Below are 15,159 nucleotides of genomic sequence, written 5' to 3' on the forward strand. Positions count from 1 at the left end.
AGCTGCGGCTGCTTCTGTCTGAAACCGTGACAGGCCACGCAACAAGGATCGGCTATGCTGGGCCAGCAGCATCACTCTTTATAAACATACTCCCTGCCTTATGGCCCAACCCTCGGTACACATCCATTGCACAACTCGGGGCAAAGGCCACTACCCCACCAGAGCATGGGTGCTGGCCACAGTGCTAATGCTGGCAGGTTGTGCCAGCCTGCCAGCACACGTCAAACGCCCGGTCTCGCACGCACTCGAAAACCCCACCGACACAACACTGGGGCAACTGGCCAACCAAAAGCGGCCAAGCCAAGCCAATAACGCCCGATCAGGGTTTGCATTGTTAGCCTCACCCAACGCCGCATTTGCGGGCCGCTTGGCCTTGACGCAAGACGCCAGCAAAACACTGGATGTTCAGTACTACTCCATCCACCTCGACCCCACCGTCATCAGCCTGCTGGCGGCCATCCGGCAAGCGGCGCAACGCGGTGTCCGCGTGCGCATCCTGCTGGACGATTTCAACAGTGTTGGTCACGACGCCCAAGTCATGCAGATGGCCGGCGTGCCAGGCATCGAGATGCGAATGTTCAATCCCTTGCCGGGTAACCGCGGTTCAGGCCTGATACGGGCGTTGACGTCTTTGCACGACTTCAAGCGGATTCAGCACCGCATGCACAACAAGGTCTATATCGCAGATAACGCCTGGGGGATTATCGGCGGCCGCAATCTGGGTGACAGCTACTTTGGTACTGCCGAGGGTGAGGACTTCATCGATATGGATGTGCTGGCAGCAGGCCCGGTGGTGCGCGGCCTGTCAGCCAGCTTCGACCGCTACTGGAATAACCCCCTCGCCTACCCCGTTGAGTCGCTGATTACGCCCAAAGAGCTTAAACAGCTGCGCAACACCAAACAGCCGGACAACCCCACTTCTGCACTCTCTGTCGCAGGGGGGGATGCCATACCTATGGAGACGGACGCCAGTCAGCCTCCACCCTTGCCTGCCGCGCTGGATCTGAAAAAACTACCCCTGACATGGGCCGTAGCCGGCCTGTTGGTAGACAGCCCGCTAAAACTGGTGCCTGATGACGATCAGGACACCCCCGAGGACACCGTCATTGACGGCTTGCTGTCATTATTAGGTACTGCGCAGCATGATGTACTGATCGTCTCGCCCTATTTTGTGCCAGGCGAAGAAATGATGACCGTATTTGCAAACCTCAAAATGCGGGGCGTGCGTGTCCGGGTACTCACTAACTCGCTGGCCTCCACCGATGCCCTATTGGCGCAGATCGGCTACGCCCGCCATCGCAAGGCGCTGCTCAAGAGCGGGCTTGAGCTTTACGAAGTGAAAGCCCATGAACGCGCCCAGGTACGCGACACCATGCTTGGTTCACAGAGCTCGGGCTCGCGCGCATCCTTGCACGCCAAGCTGGTGATCGTGGATGACCGGGTGATCGGCATCGGATCCATGAACCTGGATCTGCGATCCAAGCTGCAAAACACCGAGATTGCCCTGGTGATCCGCAGTCCCGCTTTGGCGCGGCAAGCGGCCAAACAGGTCCACGACGTCATCCATGCCGGCGCGTGGAAGCTGTCGCTGACACCCGATGGCCGCGTGCAATGGCACGCGTTACCCCAAGACCAGCAGCCGGTGCTTGATCATGACCCCGACACCAGTGCCTGGCTACGCTTTCTGGCCAAGCTGCTAAGCCCGCTGACACCCGACGAGATGCTGTAGTCAGCCCCGGCACAACCTTGGGGCAAACCCAAGCCAGCAAGGGCCATACGGCTTTAGTTTTCTGCCAGCGACGCGCAGTCGATCACGAAGCGGTATTTCACATCGCCACGTAGCATGCGCTCGTAAGCCTCATTGATTTGATCCGCACGAATCATTTCGATGTCGGCGACGATGTGATGCTTGGCACAGAAGTCCAGCATCTCCTGGGTTTCCGGGATGCCGCCAATCAGCGAGCCCGCCAAGCTACGGCGCCGGGCAATCAGGCTGAACACCGCCGGCGAGGGATGCGGCGAGGCTGGCGCCCCCACCAGCGTCATCGTGCCATCACGCTTGAGCAGCGCAAAAAACGGATCCAGCGAATGCGGGGCCGCCACCGTATTGAGGATGAAATCCAGACTCGCCGCGTGGGCCGCCATTTCGTCCGGATTGCGAGAGACCACCACCTCGTGGGCGCCCAGTTTCTTAGCCGCCTCACGTTTGGATTCTGAGGTGGTGAAGGCCACCACATGAGCACCCATGGCATTGGCCAGCTTGATGCCCATATGACCCAGGCCACCGATCCCGACCACGCCCACTTTTTGGCCCGGCCCGACTTTCCAGTGCCGCAGCGGTGAATACGTGGTGATACCGGCGCACAGCAGCGGGGCGACCGCTGCCAGCTGATCCTCGGGGTGATGCACTTTAAGCACATAGCGCTGGTGCACCACAATCTGCTGCGAGTAGCCGCCCAGCGTATGGCCGGGAGCATCCGCGGTGGGGCCGTTATAGGTGCCCACCATGTGATCACAGTAGTTTTCCAGGCCGTCATCGCACTCGGCACAATGCTGGCAGCTATCGACAATACAGCCCACGCCAACAAGGTCGCCCGGCTTGTGGTTGGTGACATGTGCGCCCACCGCCAATACACGGCCCACGATCTCGTGGCCAGGCACACAGGGATACTGCGTACCGGCCCACTCTGAGCGCACCTGATGCAAGTCGGAATGGCAAACGCCACAATAAGCAATCTCAATTTGTACATCGTGTTCACCCGGTGCACGGCGGGTGATAGCCAGGGGCTCCAGGGAAAGGTTCTTGGCGCGAGCGCCATATGCATGAATCGTCATGATTGGGTTCCTTCGAGACCGCGGGATGTAAAGATCTGCGCAGATGCAGCCGGGTGCGGCCAGGATATCCAGTATAGCCAGCATGGATTCAATAATAGGAAAGAGACGCATTACCGGTTATGATAGGCACGACCCAACCCCACTGCCCTAATGGATACCCACACGCCCCATACACCCCCCCAGCAGTTGTCCGTCTCCGATCTACGCAGTTTCGGCGACCGCTTTGGCATCGACTATCATTTCTCCCTCCCCTTTGCGGCGCACACCGACCTCCCGGTTTTGCGCGGCAAGGTCGAAGAATTACCGCTGCCTTCAGGCCTGCATCTCACCCACTCTTCCCTGGATGTATTGCAACCCTATGAAACTTTGTCTACACGGGGCACTGCGATTTTTCTTTTGATCGTTCTGGAAGGTTGCGTACGACTGACGATTGCGGGTCAGCAGTACGTGGCCGAGGCGGGTATGGCCATCACTACTCACCTCGACAAACAAAGCACCTTGCAGGCCACCCACGCGCCCAAACAGCACCTGAGAACACTCACGGTCGCACTGGACATCAGCCCGGCGACCCAGACCAAGCCAGCCTGGTTGCCAGAGGATTTTCTCGCATCAACCAAGCCAGCCACCAAACTGTGGCATGTCCCAGGCCATCTGCATCAATCCTTGCAGCACTGGCAAGCTTTGCAACCGGCTGGGGCTTTACAGCAGCGGCTACTGCTTGAGGGGCTGGCCCTGCAACTGCTTGCCTACGGCCTGGATAGCAAACCGGCGCCCCGGCCACCCGCGATTTCTCCAGGAGAACGCAAGCGCCTTGAAGCCGTGCGCCAGCGCCTGGATCTTGCTCCCGATCTGGATTACTCGGTAGATCAGCTCGCCGCACAAGCTGCGATGAGCACCAGCAGCTTTCGCAGCAAGTTTCGCCTGATGTTTGGCGTACCGGTACTCAGCTATTTACGCAACCAGCGCCTGGAACTGGCCCGCCAATACTTATTGCAAGGCCATTCGGTACAGCAGGCTGCGCACCTCAGCGGCTACCGCTACACCACCAATTTCGCCACAGCATTTCGCAAACACTACGGCGTGTCACCTAACCGCCTCAGCTAAAACCCATTTTGTTGTCGCGCATACGACACTCAACATCCTGCATATCTCCCAGAATTGATAAATGATAATAATAATAGTTCTTAATCAATATATATTTCTGGAAGTCCGTGTTATGACTATGCCTCGCAGAACCCAGCTCTCGCTGGTCGTCGCACTTTTGGCAACCGGCCTGGGCAACGTGTCGCAGGCTCAGCAAGCGGTTGGCGAATCCGTGCAGGCAACCGCCACACCATCCGATAGCGACGTCCAATCCGCGCAAGAGATGGGCGCCATTACCGTGAATGCCCAACAGGGCGCAACCAAACTATTGACGCCGATTGTTGAAACGCCGCAGTCGGTTTCCGTGATCACACAAGAGCAGGTACGGGAACAAGGCGCCACCAGCGTACAACGCGCCACAGCCTATACCGCCGGGGTGTTCAGCAACCAGGTCGGCGCATCCAACCGCTTCGATTACCTGGTGATGCGCGGGTTTTCTGACGGCAGCCTGGGCAATACCTATTTGAACGGCCTGAAGATCCTGGGGGACACCAATTCGCACAGTTCATTGGTGATTGACCCCTGGTTTCTAGACACGATTGAAGTGGTGCGTGGCCCGGCATCCGTGCTGTACGGGCAGTCTTCGCCTGGCGGAATCGTGGCCTTGCAGACGCGCCGGCCCGAATTTGCGTCTTTTGGCGAAATCGAACTGGGTATCGGCACCGACCACCAGGCATATGGCGCCTTTGACCTTAACGACACACTTGCCGACGGCAAAATCGCCTGGCGGCTGGACGGCAAGGTACGCCGTGCCGATGCACAGGTGGATAAGGTGAAGGAAGAGCGCTATGCACTGATGCCTTCTCTTACCTGGAAAATCACCCCGGACACTACCCTGGACTTGATGGCGTATATCCAGCGTGAACCTGAAGGCGGCTACCACTCGGGCCTGCCGTACGAAGGCACGGTAGTGCCGCATGATGGCAACATGGTGTCACGGTCTTTCTACGAAGGCGAACCGGGTCACGAGAAATACGAACGCAACCAGACACTGCTGGCCTACGGCCTGACGCATCATTTCAACGACGCCGTCACGTTTCGCCAGAACGCGCAATACCTGAAATCGAAAGTGACGCTTGAGCAGGTGTACGCCTTTGGCTGGGCCTCCCCCACCGAGCTGTACCGCTACTACTCAGGCAGTAATGAAGACCTCAGCGCCTTTGCCATCGACAATCAGCTGGAGTTTCGCTTTGATACGGGCACCGTGGGACACCGCGTACTGACGGGGATGGATTATCAATGGCGAGAGAACGATGTCAGTTGGCCCTCTGGTGCGTTTCCCAACATCGATGCGTTCAATCCCGTGTACGGTGCATCACCCACCGCCATGTACGACCCATTGCAAGAGCGGCATGTACTTAAGCAGACCGGTTTTTATGCACAGGACCTGATGAGCTGGAAACAATGGCACCTGACGCTGGGCGGCCGTTACGACCGTGTGGATATCCGCAGTACCAATCTGGACAGCCAGGCCCAAAGCACCCTGGAGGACGGCCAGTTCAGTGGCCGTGCCGCCTTGATGTACTCGTTTGATAACGGCTTTGCACCGTATGTCAGCTACTCCACCGCTTTTACGCCCACAAGCTTTACGGATGTACAGGGCAATTTGCTTAAACCCATGGAAGGCACGCAATGGGAAACAGGCCTCAAGTACCAGCCCGTGGGTAGCCGCGACCTCTACACCATCGCGCTATATGACATCCGGCAGAAAAATGTGGCCACCAAAGAGCAACCCACGGATCCCTACCGTGCAGTGGGCGAGATCCATTCTCGCGGGATAGAACTGGAGGCCAACACCTGGCTCAGCCAGCAGTTGCGCCTGCAGGCCAGCTACAGCTACAACGATATCCGCTACGCCAAGAGCGACGATGGCCACGAGGGCAACCGTGCCATCTACGCGCCCAGGCACATGGCAAGCCTGTGGGCCACGTACGAGCATAGCGGCAGCTTGCGCGGCCTCAGCACCGCTGCCGGGGTGCGCCATGTGGCGGGGGTTCAGTCTGATCGTGCCAACACACATACCCTGCCCGCTTACACACTGCTTGATCTGGCCCTGGGCTACGATTTTAAAACCCTGGGGGCCGACGGCTTGAGTGCAAGGCTTAATGTGCTGAACGTGCTGGACAAGAAATACGTGGCAAGCTGCAACTCGCTTGAGTTTTGCTACTTTGGTGCAGGCCGTAGCGTGACACTTAATATGAACTATCAGTTCTGATGCAGGCAACGCTGTTGATCCAGAAGCTGCAGGAAGATGCAGCGCTTGCCCCCCTATTGCCGCTGCTGGTGAGCGGCCAACAGGACGGGCTCTGGTTGACAGCGCGCGAACTCCAGCACCCCGAAACGCTGGCGCCCCTGCTAAAGGATTTTTCTACGGAAGAAGGCTGGCCTGGCGGAGACGGCCGCGCCATCGCATCGTTGTGGTCGCGGTGGCATTTCGCTGCCGTGCTGTCGCCATGGGTGGCCGCCTTGCTGCTGCATCGGCACACCCCTGTATTGCAGGCGATTCAGCTTTCGCCCCAGCACAAAACCTGCGGCGTGGCCTGGGAGCCGGTTGTCCCGGCACTTGAGCCCGCCTCTGCACAAACAGCGTGCGAACAGATCGTGCAACAGATGCAGCCGCTGATTGAATCGCTGCACAAAGTTTCCCGGACATCTCCCAGGGTATTCTGGAGCAATCTGGGCAACCTGCTTGAATACCTGGTGCAGCAACTGCGTGAGCACCCAGGGGCCAGCCCAAAAGTGCTGCAGGCATTTGAGAACCTTTTAACGTCGCCCTCACTGAGCGATGGCAAGCCAAACCCGCTGCAACAGCCCGTACGTGACGTGCCTGCACCTGCGGCCGACACGGGCTGCACGTGCCGTGTGCGCAAAATTTGCTGCCTTTACTACCTGCTGCCGGGCACCAGCCTGTGTGAAAACTGCCCTCGTCCAGCCCCCGCACACCAACATGTTTGAACTTCAACACGCCGGCTTTCGTCTGCCGGAAAAAACACTGCTGCACGCCACCAGCCTGCGATTTGATTCTGCCGGTATCCATGGCCTGATCGGACACAATGGCTCGGGCAAATCGACACTGATCAAACTGCTGGCGGGACAATTGACGCCAACAACCGGCAGCGCATGTTTTGACGGCCGGCCCATCCGGCAATGGAACAAGCGGCTGTTTGCCCGCCAGGTGGCTTACCTGCCGCAGCAACTGCCACCCTCAGAGCACCTGACGGCACAGGATCTGATCCGCTTTGGGCGCTACCCCTGGCTGGGTTTCTTAGGGCGTGCGGGTGCGCAGGACAAGGCCGAAGTTGAGCGCGCCATGGCACTGACACAGACCTCGGCTTACCGGCATCAGCGGGTTGACACCTTGTCCGGGGGCGAGCGGCAGCGCGTGTGGCTGGCCATGCTGCTGGCCCAGAACAGCCGCTTTTTGCTGCTGGATGAACCCCTGGCGGCACTGGATATTGCTCACCAGATCGAAGTACTGGAACTGATCCGCACGCTAAGCCGGGAACTAGGCCTGGGCATCATGCTGGTATTGCATGACATCAACCTGGCAGCACGCTATTGCGACCACCTGATTGCCCTGCGCGGCGGCCAGGTGATTGCCTCCGGGACCCCGCGGGACATCATGACCCCGACGTGTCTGCACGGCATCTATGGGGTAGACGTGAGTATGGTGGCCCATCCGGTGTTGGGCACGCCGGTGGCTTTGGTGAACTAAGCCATGCGCATGTGGATCTCCCTGCTGGTGCTATGCCTGGGCCTGCTGCCTGCTCTTGCCGCCACACAGCAGACGTCGCCGGACACGCCCGCAATCATCACGCTGGACTGGACACTGGCCGAAACCTTGACGGCAATCGGGCACCCACCTGCCGGAGTGGCCCAGATCGCCGATTACCACAGCTGGGTCGGCAAACCCATATTGCCCGCCGACACCATAGACCTGGGCTTGCGCAGCCAGCCGTCGATGGAGCTTATGGCCGCGATGAATCCTGATCTGCTGCTGATCACGCCGATGTTTGCCAATATGGCAAATCAGCTGAAAGCCATCGCCCCCGTGGTGACCGTACCACTGTATGATCCGCAGGCCGACACCTGGCAAACCCTGGTGGACATGACCCGGACGCTCGGCCACATGACGCATCGTGAGGCCGCCGCGCAGGCCCTGATCCGTGACACGACCACGATGCTGGATGCCGGGCGGGCCCGGCTGCGGGGATGCGGCCCCTTGCTGGTGATTCAGTTTGCGGACGACCGCCACCTGCGCGTCTATGGTGGCAACAGCCTGTACCAGCATGTACTGGATCGGCTGGGCATCCGCAATGCCTGGACTGGCGCCGTAAACAGATGGGGATACCGCCTGCTTGCGCTGCACGAGCTGGCCAAGCTGGACGGGCGTGTCGTCATCATAGAACCCGTGCCACTGGGCACGCTGGCGCGCCTGCAAAACAATGCACTGTGGCGAGGCTTGCCTGTCGTCAAGCAGCAGCCGCTCCGTGTATTGCCGCCCGTCTGGAGCGTTGGGGGGCTACCATCCGCCCAACGTTTTGCGCAGTTGCTTGAGCAAACAGTGTGCAAACCATGAAGGTTTCTGCGCGCGCTGCACTGCTGATCTGCCTGTTATCCATGGTGCTGCTGGTTACGCTGGCGGGGATGAATCTGCAGTCGCAAGGCGGTATCCAGGCAGCGGTGCACGCCTTGCATGTGGATCTCTCCAACGCATCAATAACGGAGCTGCTGCTTTCACAAAGCTGGTGGCCCCGCCTGACACTGGCCCTGCTGGCAGGCGGCGGCCTGGCATTGGCCGGCGAGTTGCTGCAACTGCTGTTGCGCAACCCGCTGGCCTCGGCCACCACGTTGGGCATCTCCAGCGGCGCCAGCCTGATGCTGATGCTGACCACGCTGTTGGCACCCGGGCTGCTGGCGCTGGGCCAGGAATGGGTTGCCATGCTGGGGGCGGGCCTGTCACTGGCACTGGTCTTTGGGCTCGGTTGGCGCTCCGGCCTCAATCCCGTGGTGCTGATCGTGATCGGCATGACACTGAACCTGCTGCTGGGCGGGCTATCCATGGTGTGCCTGTTGTTCAACCAGGAAGCCCTTTCCGGGCTGCTGATCTGGGGAGCGGGTTCTTTGGCACAGCAGGGATGGGATGGCGTGCAGTTTTTTCTGCCACGGCTGCTGGTGGCGATGCTGTGTGTACTGCTTTTGCTGCGTCACCTGCGGCTGATGGCGCTGAACGATGCCACCTTGCGCAGTCTGGGCATCTCGGTGCGCGCAGTGCGGCTATACGGCTTGGGCGTTGCCGTTTTTCTCACAGGCAGCCTGGTCAGCTGCGTAGGCATTATCGGCTTTGTGGGGCTTGTGGCACCCAACATCATGCGGCTCGCAGGCGCCATCCGCCTGGAGGCAAGGCTGCCGCTCTCCATGTTGTTTGGCGCCTTGCTGCTTGCCGCCGCCGATCAACTGGTGCAGGCAAGCAGCGCCTGGCAAACCACTTTTGTACCCACAGGTGCCATCACCGCCGTCCTGGGCGTACCCCTTTTATTGTGGCTGCTGAGCCGCCTGCACCTTGGCAGCTGGGACATGCCGGCCCTGGGTGGCAACGCGTCCCAAGGCAAACCTGCTTTCAGCCTGATCTGGCCCGCCCTTGCCCTGATATTGGCCACACTGCTTGCCCTGGCGTTTGGACAAGCGCTTGACGGCTGGACCTGGCAATCTCCGTTAAGCCCCGAGAGCCTGACATGGCGGCTGCCGCGTGTGGTTGCCGCCAGTTGCGGCGGCCTGCTGTTGGCACTGGCGGGCAGCATTCTTCAGCGCCTTACCGGCAACCCCATGGCCAGCCCGGAGCTGCTAGGCGTCAGTAGCAGCAGCGCCATCGTGCTGGTACTGGGCATGTTTCTGCTGGATCAGCCCAGCTACCTGACGCTTGCCGGCATGGCGCTGCTGGGCGCCAGTGTTGCATTGCTGCTGATTGTGCTGCTAAACCGGCGCAGCCATTTTTCGGCCCAAGGCGTATTGCTGACGGGCGTTGCCCTGGGCGCGCTGTATGAAGCACTTAGAAACCTGCTGTTGGCCGATGGCGACCCGCGTGGCCAACAGGTAACCGCCTGGCTGTCGGGCTCTACCTATTACGCCACACCATCCGGCAGCACCTTTTTGATGGCTCTGTCATTGCTGTTGCTGCCGCTGGTATTTATTTTTAGCCGCTGGCTGGATATCTTGCCCCTGGGCGCAGCCGCCGCCCAGGCGCTGGGGGTACCGCTAAAACAGGCGCGGCTACTGCTTTTGCTGCTGACCGCCCTGCTGAGTGCACTGGCCACACTGGTGGTGGGCCCTCTGGCCTTTGTAGGCCTGATTGCCCCTCATTTGGCCTACCTACTGGGGTTTCGCCGCGCCTCCAGCCAGTTGCTTGCCGCCGCACTGATCGGCACCCTGATCATGGTGCTGGCAGACTGGGCGGGCAGGCAAGTGCTGTTTCCCCAGGAGATCCCCGCAGGCTTGATGGCGTCACTGCTGGGCGGCAGCTATTTCTTGTGGCAGATACGGCGCGGGCGATGAGGGGGATTACCCCCACCCCCGCAGAAAGCGTATGTTGGCTATCGTTCTGGCGGCTGTTGCTGAATCAGATGATCAATAGTCATGAGGAACAAGAAAATCGCGGGCCAGGCTAAGATCAGGCTCGATCCCCAGCCCCGGAACCTGCGGAAAACCAACCCAGCCCTCCTCTGGCCTAAGTAGTGGCGCCGCAAATAATTCACGCAAAGGATTTGGATTGGAGTCGACTTCGACATAGCCGTCGTGCCCAACGATGGCCTTTAATTGCATGGCCGCGGCCAAGCCAATGCCACCCCCCAGCCAGTGCGGGCAAAACAGCCGTTGCTGCTGCACAACCTGCCGCCCCACAGAAATACAGCCACTCAACCCGCCCCATTTCCCTGGGTCTGGTTGCATGACAGAAAAGGCTCCCGAGGCGGTGGCCTCGGCAAACTGCCGGCGGCCACGCATGTTCTCTCCTGCTGCCAGCGGGATACGGCTTTCTTTTGCAAGGTCTTGCCACGCTTGCAAAGGTGTATCAGCACGCATGGGTTCTTCTGCCCACACCGGATTGAATTCTGACAAACGCTGGCACATGCGGGTGGCAGTTGCGAGATCCCAGGCCTGATTGGCATCGATCATCAGAGGCACTTGATCGCCAAACTGTTGGCGCAGGCTACTAAGATTCTGCACATCACGCTCAGGCTCAAAACCTACCTTCAGCTTAAACGCACGATAGCCCTCCCGGTGCTTTACGGCAGCCAAGCGGCAAGGGTCTGTCGGGCTTAGACCCGACGCATACACCTGCACTCGAGACTGCCCGCCAAACAACTGCCAGAGGGGCTGCTCCAGCCGACGCGCGGCCAAATCCCACAAAGCCATATCAGCACCGGCAACAATCTGTGCCACGGTGCCCGGCTCGCCAGCCTGGATGGCCAGCACCTCGAGCTGTGCACTAAGGGCGCTAAAAGCCTGAGCAGGGCCTTCCCAGTCCTGCTGCAACAGGAGCGGCGCCACACAGGATTGAAACATTCGCGCCCGATGTTCAGCCCCGACCCCAGGGAAATTGCACCAGATCTCACCCCATCCAACGGCCCCCGTCCGATCTTCCAACCGCACCACAACAGAGGGACGGTCATGCATGATGCCAAAAGACGTCTGTACGGGCTTGTCCACGGGCGCACGATAGACAAACACACGGGCCGTGGCCAACCGGATAGTTGGTGTTTCTGGAAATTGCATGAGGCAACCCTGGTACCAATGGAAAGAAGGCAGTTGAACCAGATGCGCACCATGCGCACTGTTCATTGTGGTGGAGCCGCCCGCATGAGATCCATCTCGATCTGAATCATCTGGCTTGGATATCGGATATGGGCGTAATAAATAATCTTGCCGGCGGCATCGACAAGCGTGCGGCAGACATCTGCAATAGGGTCTCCTACCCCGATATGCAGATGTGAAGCTGTCTCTTCATCCGCCACGACAATTCGCACAACCTGTTTGGCGCCGGCAATATGGATATCTTCACGTGCTGCCAAGAGCTTGACCACAGGCGCCCCAGCAAAGCCTTGTGGATCAGAATCGAACAAGGCCTTATCCAGATAGATATCAATCAGGCAATAAGGCTCGCCCTCGTGGTAGTGCACGCGCTTAAATGAGCGATATGCTTTGCCCACCACGCCAAAAGAAAAAGCAGGCTTGGGGGGGCGCTCTGATTGCTCGATCTGCAAAAGCCGGACATTCAGGCTGGATACTTTATTGGCAAGCTCATCGAAAGTATTGGCGAGCTTGTACCAGCGTTCTTCGGATAGGTCTTTGGTGACAAACGTGCCCTGGCCACGCGTACGCCGGACAATGCCCATTTCCTCCAGGTAATTCAGCGCACCCCGTAGAGTGACACGCGAGACTTCATATTCTTTTTCAAGCGCATCAAGCGTTGGAATTTGCCCTCCAAAGGCCCACTCCTGGTGCTCGATCCTTTGACGCATCAACTTAGCCAGCTGCAAATACAGCGGCATGCGGCTTCGGTTTCGGTTTCGGGTATCAGAAAGCTTTATTGTCACAATGCATCAGCCAAGATCGGGTAGTTGGTTTTATAAGTCTTATAGTTATAATAATAAGCACTTTAAGGAAATGCAATCCTTTAAATGACAAGCACGAGGCCAGAGATGACTGAATCGCACTACCCGGACACTCAACTGCTGATCGCCAACACTTGGATCGATGCCCAGGATGGCAGCACACAAGAGGTTCTTAATCCAGCCAACGGCCGCGTGATTGGGCATGTGGCATACGCCAGCATTCACGACCTGGATCGAGCCCTGGCAGCGGCACAGTCCGGCTTTAACGATTGGCGCGCCTTACCCGCCTACAAGCGTGCTGAAATCATGCGCAATGCTGCCGCCCTGCTGCGAGAACGAGCCGCGCACATCGCCCGACTCATGACCCTGGAGCAAGGCAAACCCCTGCAAGAATCTCAGGCTGAAGTGCTGGCTGGTGCCTCGATTCTTGAATGGTTTGCCGATGAAGGCCTCAGGATTTATGGGCGCCTGGTACCCGCACGCCACCCAAACATGCAGCAATATGTGCTGAAAGAGCCGGTGGGGCCTGTGGCAGCCTTTACCCCATGGAATTTCCCAATCAATCAGGTTGTCCGGAAACTGGGCGCAGCATTGGCTGCAGGTTGCTCATTCTTATGCAAAGCGTCAGAAGAGACGCCCGCCTCGCCGGCCGCGTTGATGCAAACATTTATCGATGCGGGTGCACCGGCCGGCGCTGTCGGCTTGGTTTACGGAGATCCGGAACAGATTTCCTCTTATCTGATCCCGCATCCTGTCATTCGTAAAGTCACCTTTACAGGCTCGACTGTCGTCGGCAAGCGCCTGGCTGCGCTGGCGGGCCTGCACATGAAAAGAACCACTATGGAACTGGGCGGCCATGCCCCTGTGATCATTGCCCGTGATGCAAATCTTGAGCAAGCCATCCACGCCATGGCCCGCGCCAAATTTCGCAATGCCGGACAAGTGTGCATCTCACCTACCCGCTTTCTTGTCCATCGCAGCCTGCTGGACGATGTTGCTCAAGGCCTGGTGCATTACGCAGAGAACTTGCAGCTTGGCAATGGCCTGGATGCACAAACAAGCCTGGGGCCATTGGCCAACCCGCGTCGCATTTCCGCCATGGAACGTCTGGTAGAAGACGCTCACAGCCAAGGCGCCCGCATTTTGACGGGTGGCGAGCGTCTGGACACAGAAGGCAATTTCTTTACACCCACAGTGATCAGCCATCTGAGCACACACTCGGCTCTGTTCAACCAAGAACCCTTTGGTCCGGTTGCTGGCTTATGGGCCTTCGATGAACTGGATGAAGCAATTATCGAAGCCAACCGCCTACCCTATGGACTGGCAGCCTATGCCTTTACCCGTTCCTACGAAAACGTACATCAGCTATTGACGCGACTGGAGACTGGCATGCTCTGGGTGAACCAAGCTGCAACCCCTTCTCCAGAATTGCCATTTGGCGGCGTCAAAGAGTCTGGCTACGGTTCCGAAGGCGGCCCCGAAGCCCTCGAGGCCTACCTGAATACCAAGGCTGCCTCCGTGACGGCCTCCTGAGCGCTTTACAGCGGTTCGCCCGCCCCCACGCGATCAACAATCAGATGGTAGTGTTCAGGACGCCGGTGGCGCGCAAAATCAAAGATGTTCTTACGGAAATTCTCACCCATCGCCAGATCAATATTGGCTGTGATCACCTCGTCTTCTTCGGTAGCGGCCTGCGCCACGATCTCGCCCGCCGGCGACACGATGACAGAGCCACCAATCAAGTGGAAACCATCTTCAAAGCCGGTTTTGCCGGCGGCCGCCGCCCATACGCAGTTCTGGTAGGCACCGGATTGCATGGACAACAGGTGCGATTGCATGCGCAGGTGCACGGGCTCGGGCCAGTGGATATTGTGCGCCGGGGTGTTGTAGCCCAGCACGATCAACTCGGCGCTTTGCAAGCCCATGACACGCCAGGTTTCCGGCCAGCGGCGATCATTGCACAGGCACATGCCCGTGCGGATGCCGTCCACATTCGACACCGTCCAGGTGTCTTCACCGACGTCAAAATATTTTTTCTCCAGGTGCTGGAAAGGTGCACCCACCTTGTGATCATCATGGCCAGGCAAGTGGATCTTGCGGTACTTGCCCACGATCTCTCCCGCCTGATTCACCAGAATCGACGTGTTGTAGCGCCGGCCTTCAGGGGTGAGCTCGGCATAGCCCAGGTAAAAGCCCACACCCATGCGTCGGGCCTCGTCAAACAGCGGCTGCACGTCGGCATTAGGCATCGTTTTTTCAAAATAGCGGGCCTCCACCTCTTCCATCGGCGTCCAGTAACGCGGGAAAAAAGTAGTGAGTGTGAGCTCGGGAAACACCACAAATCGCGCGCCCCGGCTGTGCGCTTCGCGCAACATCTCGAGTAAGCGTTTGACCACGCTGGCTCGTGTATCCGCCAGATCAATGCCACCCACCTGGGCGACAGCCAGGCCAAACTTGCGGGATGATGTGCTCTTGCTCATAAAAACTCCAGAATCAGATAAAGATGTTCGATAAAGCGATCTGCAAAGCCCTTGCAGGCGCCACCGGGTAGTGCCCCTGGCGTGTGCCTGCA

The 15,159-nt window shown here is 58.9% G+C and carries 12 protein-coding genes; 8 read left to right on the forward strand and 4 right to left on the reverse strand.

Annotated elements, in window-relative coordinates:
- The first annotated feature begins 100 nt into the window (after nt 1–100).
- Nucleotides 101–1,729: a phospholipase D family protein gene (locus WA928_RS06270; protein WP_424300962.1), complete on the forward strand. Its 1,629-nt coding sequence runs from the start codon at nt 101–103 to the stop codon at nt 1,727–1,729.
- A gap of 53 nt (nt 1,730–1,782) precedes the next feature.
- On the opposite strand, the gene WA928_RS06275 is transcribed toward WA928_RS06270, so the two are convergent.
- Nucleotides 1,783–2,835 carry an NAD(P)-dependent alcohol dehydrogenase gene (locus WA928_RS06275; RefSeq protein ID WP_424300965.1) on the reverse strand — a complete coding sequence of 351 codons (1,053 nt, stop codon included), beginning with the start codon at nt 2,833–2,835 and terminating at the stop codon, nt 1,783–1,785.
- Between the two features lie 150 nt (nt 2,836–2,985).
- Between WA928_RS06275 and WA928_RS06280 the strand changes: the two genes are divergently transcribed.
- From WA928_RS06280 to fhuB, 6 genes are all read left to right on the forward strand, one after another.
- A complete protein-coding gene (locus WA928_RS06280) occupies nt 2,986–3,939 on the forward strand; it encodes a helix-turn-helix transcriptional regulator (protein ID WP_424300968.1) in 954 nt (317 codons plus the stop codon).
- Nucleotides 3,940–4,051: 112 nt separating this feature from the next.
- On the forward strand, nt 4,052–6,193 hold the full coding sequence (locus WA928_RS06285) for a TonB-dependent siderophore receptor (RefSeq protein WP_424300971.1): 2,142 nt from the start codon (nt 4,052–4,054) through the stop codon (nt 6,191–6,193).
- Nucleotides 6,193–6,933, forward strand: a complete 741-nt coding sequence (gene fhuF / locus WA928_RS06290) for a siderophore-iron reductase FhuF (RefSeq protein ID WP_350381411.1) — start codon at nt 6,193–6,195, stop codon at nt 6,931–6,933. The genes WA928_RS06285 and fhuF overlap by 1 nt, the downstream gene beginning before the upstream one ends.
- A complete protein-coding gene (locus WA928_RS06295; RefSeq protein WP_350381409.1) occupies nt 6,926–7,693 on the forward strand; it encodes an ABC transporter ATP-binding protein in 768 nt (255 codons plus the stop codon). The genes fhuF and WA928_RS06295 overlap by 8 nt, the downstream gene beginning before the upstream one ends.
- A 3-nt stretch (nt 7,694–7,696) precedes the next feature.
- The gene (locus WA928_RS06300; RefSeq protein ID WP_424300975.1) at nt 7,697–8,557 is read left to right on the forward strand and encodes an ABC transporter substrate-binding protein; all 861 of its coding nucleotides are present in this window, start codon (nt 7,697–7,699) and stop codon (nt 8,555–8,557) included.
- Nucleotides 8,554–10,530, forward strand: a complete 1,977-nt coding sequence (fhuB, locus tag WA928_RS06305) for a Fe(3+)-hydroxamate ABC transporter permease FhuB (RefSeq protein ID WP_424300978.1) — start codon at nt 8,554–8,556, stop codon at nt 10,528–10,530. Before WA928_RS06300 ends, fhuB begins: the two co-directional genes overlap by 4 nt.
- 72 nt (nt 10,531–10,602) lie before the next feature.
- Here the strand turns inward: fhuB and WA928_RS06310 are convergent, their stop codons facing one another.
- Together WA928_RS06310 and WA928_RS06315 are read right to left on the reverse strand one after the other, a co-directional pair.
- Entirely contained in the window at nt 10,603–11,748 is a 1,146-nt protein-coding gene (locus WA928_RS06310) for a mandelate racemase/muconate lactonizing enzyme family protein (protein ID WP_424300981.1), read from the reverse strand.
- A gap of 62 nt (nt 11,749–11,810) precedes the next feature.
- Complete coding sequence (locus WA928_RS06315) at nt 11,811–12,524, reverse strand: GntR family transcriptional regulator (RefSeq protein WP_424300984.1); 714 nt, start codon at nt 12,522–12,524, stop codon at nt 11,811–11,813.
- A 150-nt stretch (nt 12,525–12,674) separates the two neighbouring features.
- Between WA928_RS06315 and WA928_RS06320 the strand changes: the two genes are divergently transcribed.
- A complete protein-coding gene (locus WA928_RS06320) occupies nt 12,675–14,120 on the forward strand; it encodes an NAD-dependent succinate-semialdehyde dehydrogenase (protein WP_424300987.1) in 1,446 nt (481 codons plus the stop codon).
- A gap of 5 nt (nt 14,121–14,125) precedes the next feature.
- On the opposite strand, the gene WA928_RS06325 is transcribed toward WA928_RS06320, so the two are convergent.
- The gene (locus tag WA928_RS06325) at nt 14,126–15,067 is read right to left on the reverse strand and encodes an N-carbamoyl-D-amino-acid hydrolase (protein ID WP_424300990.1); all 942 of its coding nucleotides are present in this window, start codon (nt 15,065–15,067) and stop codon (nt 14,126–14,128) included.
- Nucleotides 15,068–15,159: the final 92 nt, after the last annotated feature.

The sequence above is a fragment of the Castellaniella sp. genome, assembly GCF_049651205.1.
GTDB lineage: Bacteria > Pseudomonadota > Gammaproteobacteria > Burkholderiales > Burkholderiaceae_B > Castellaniella.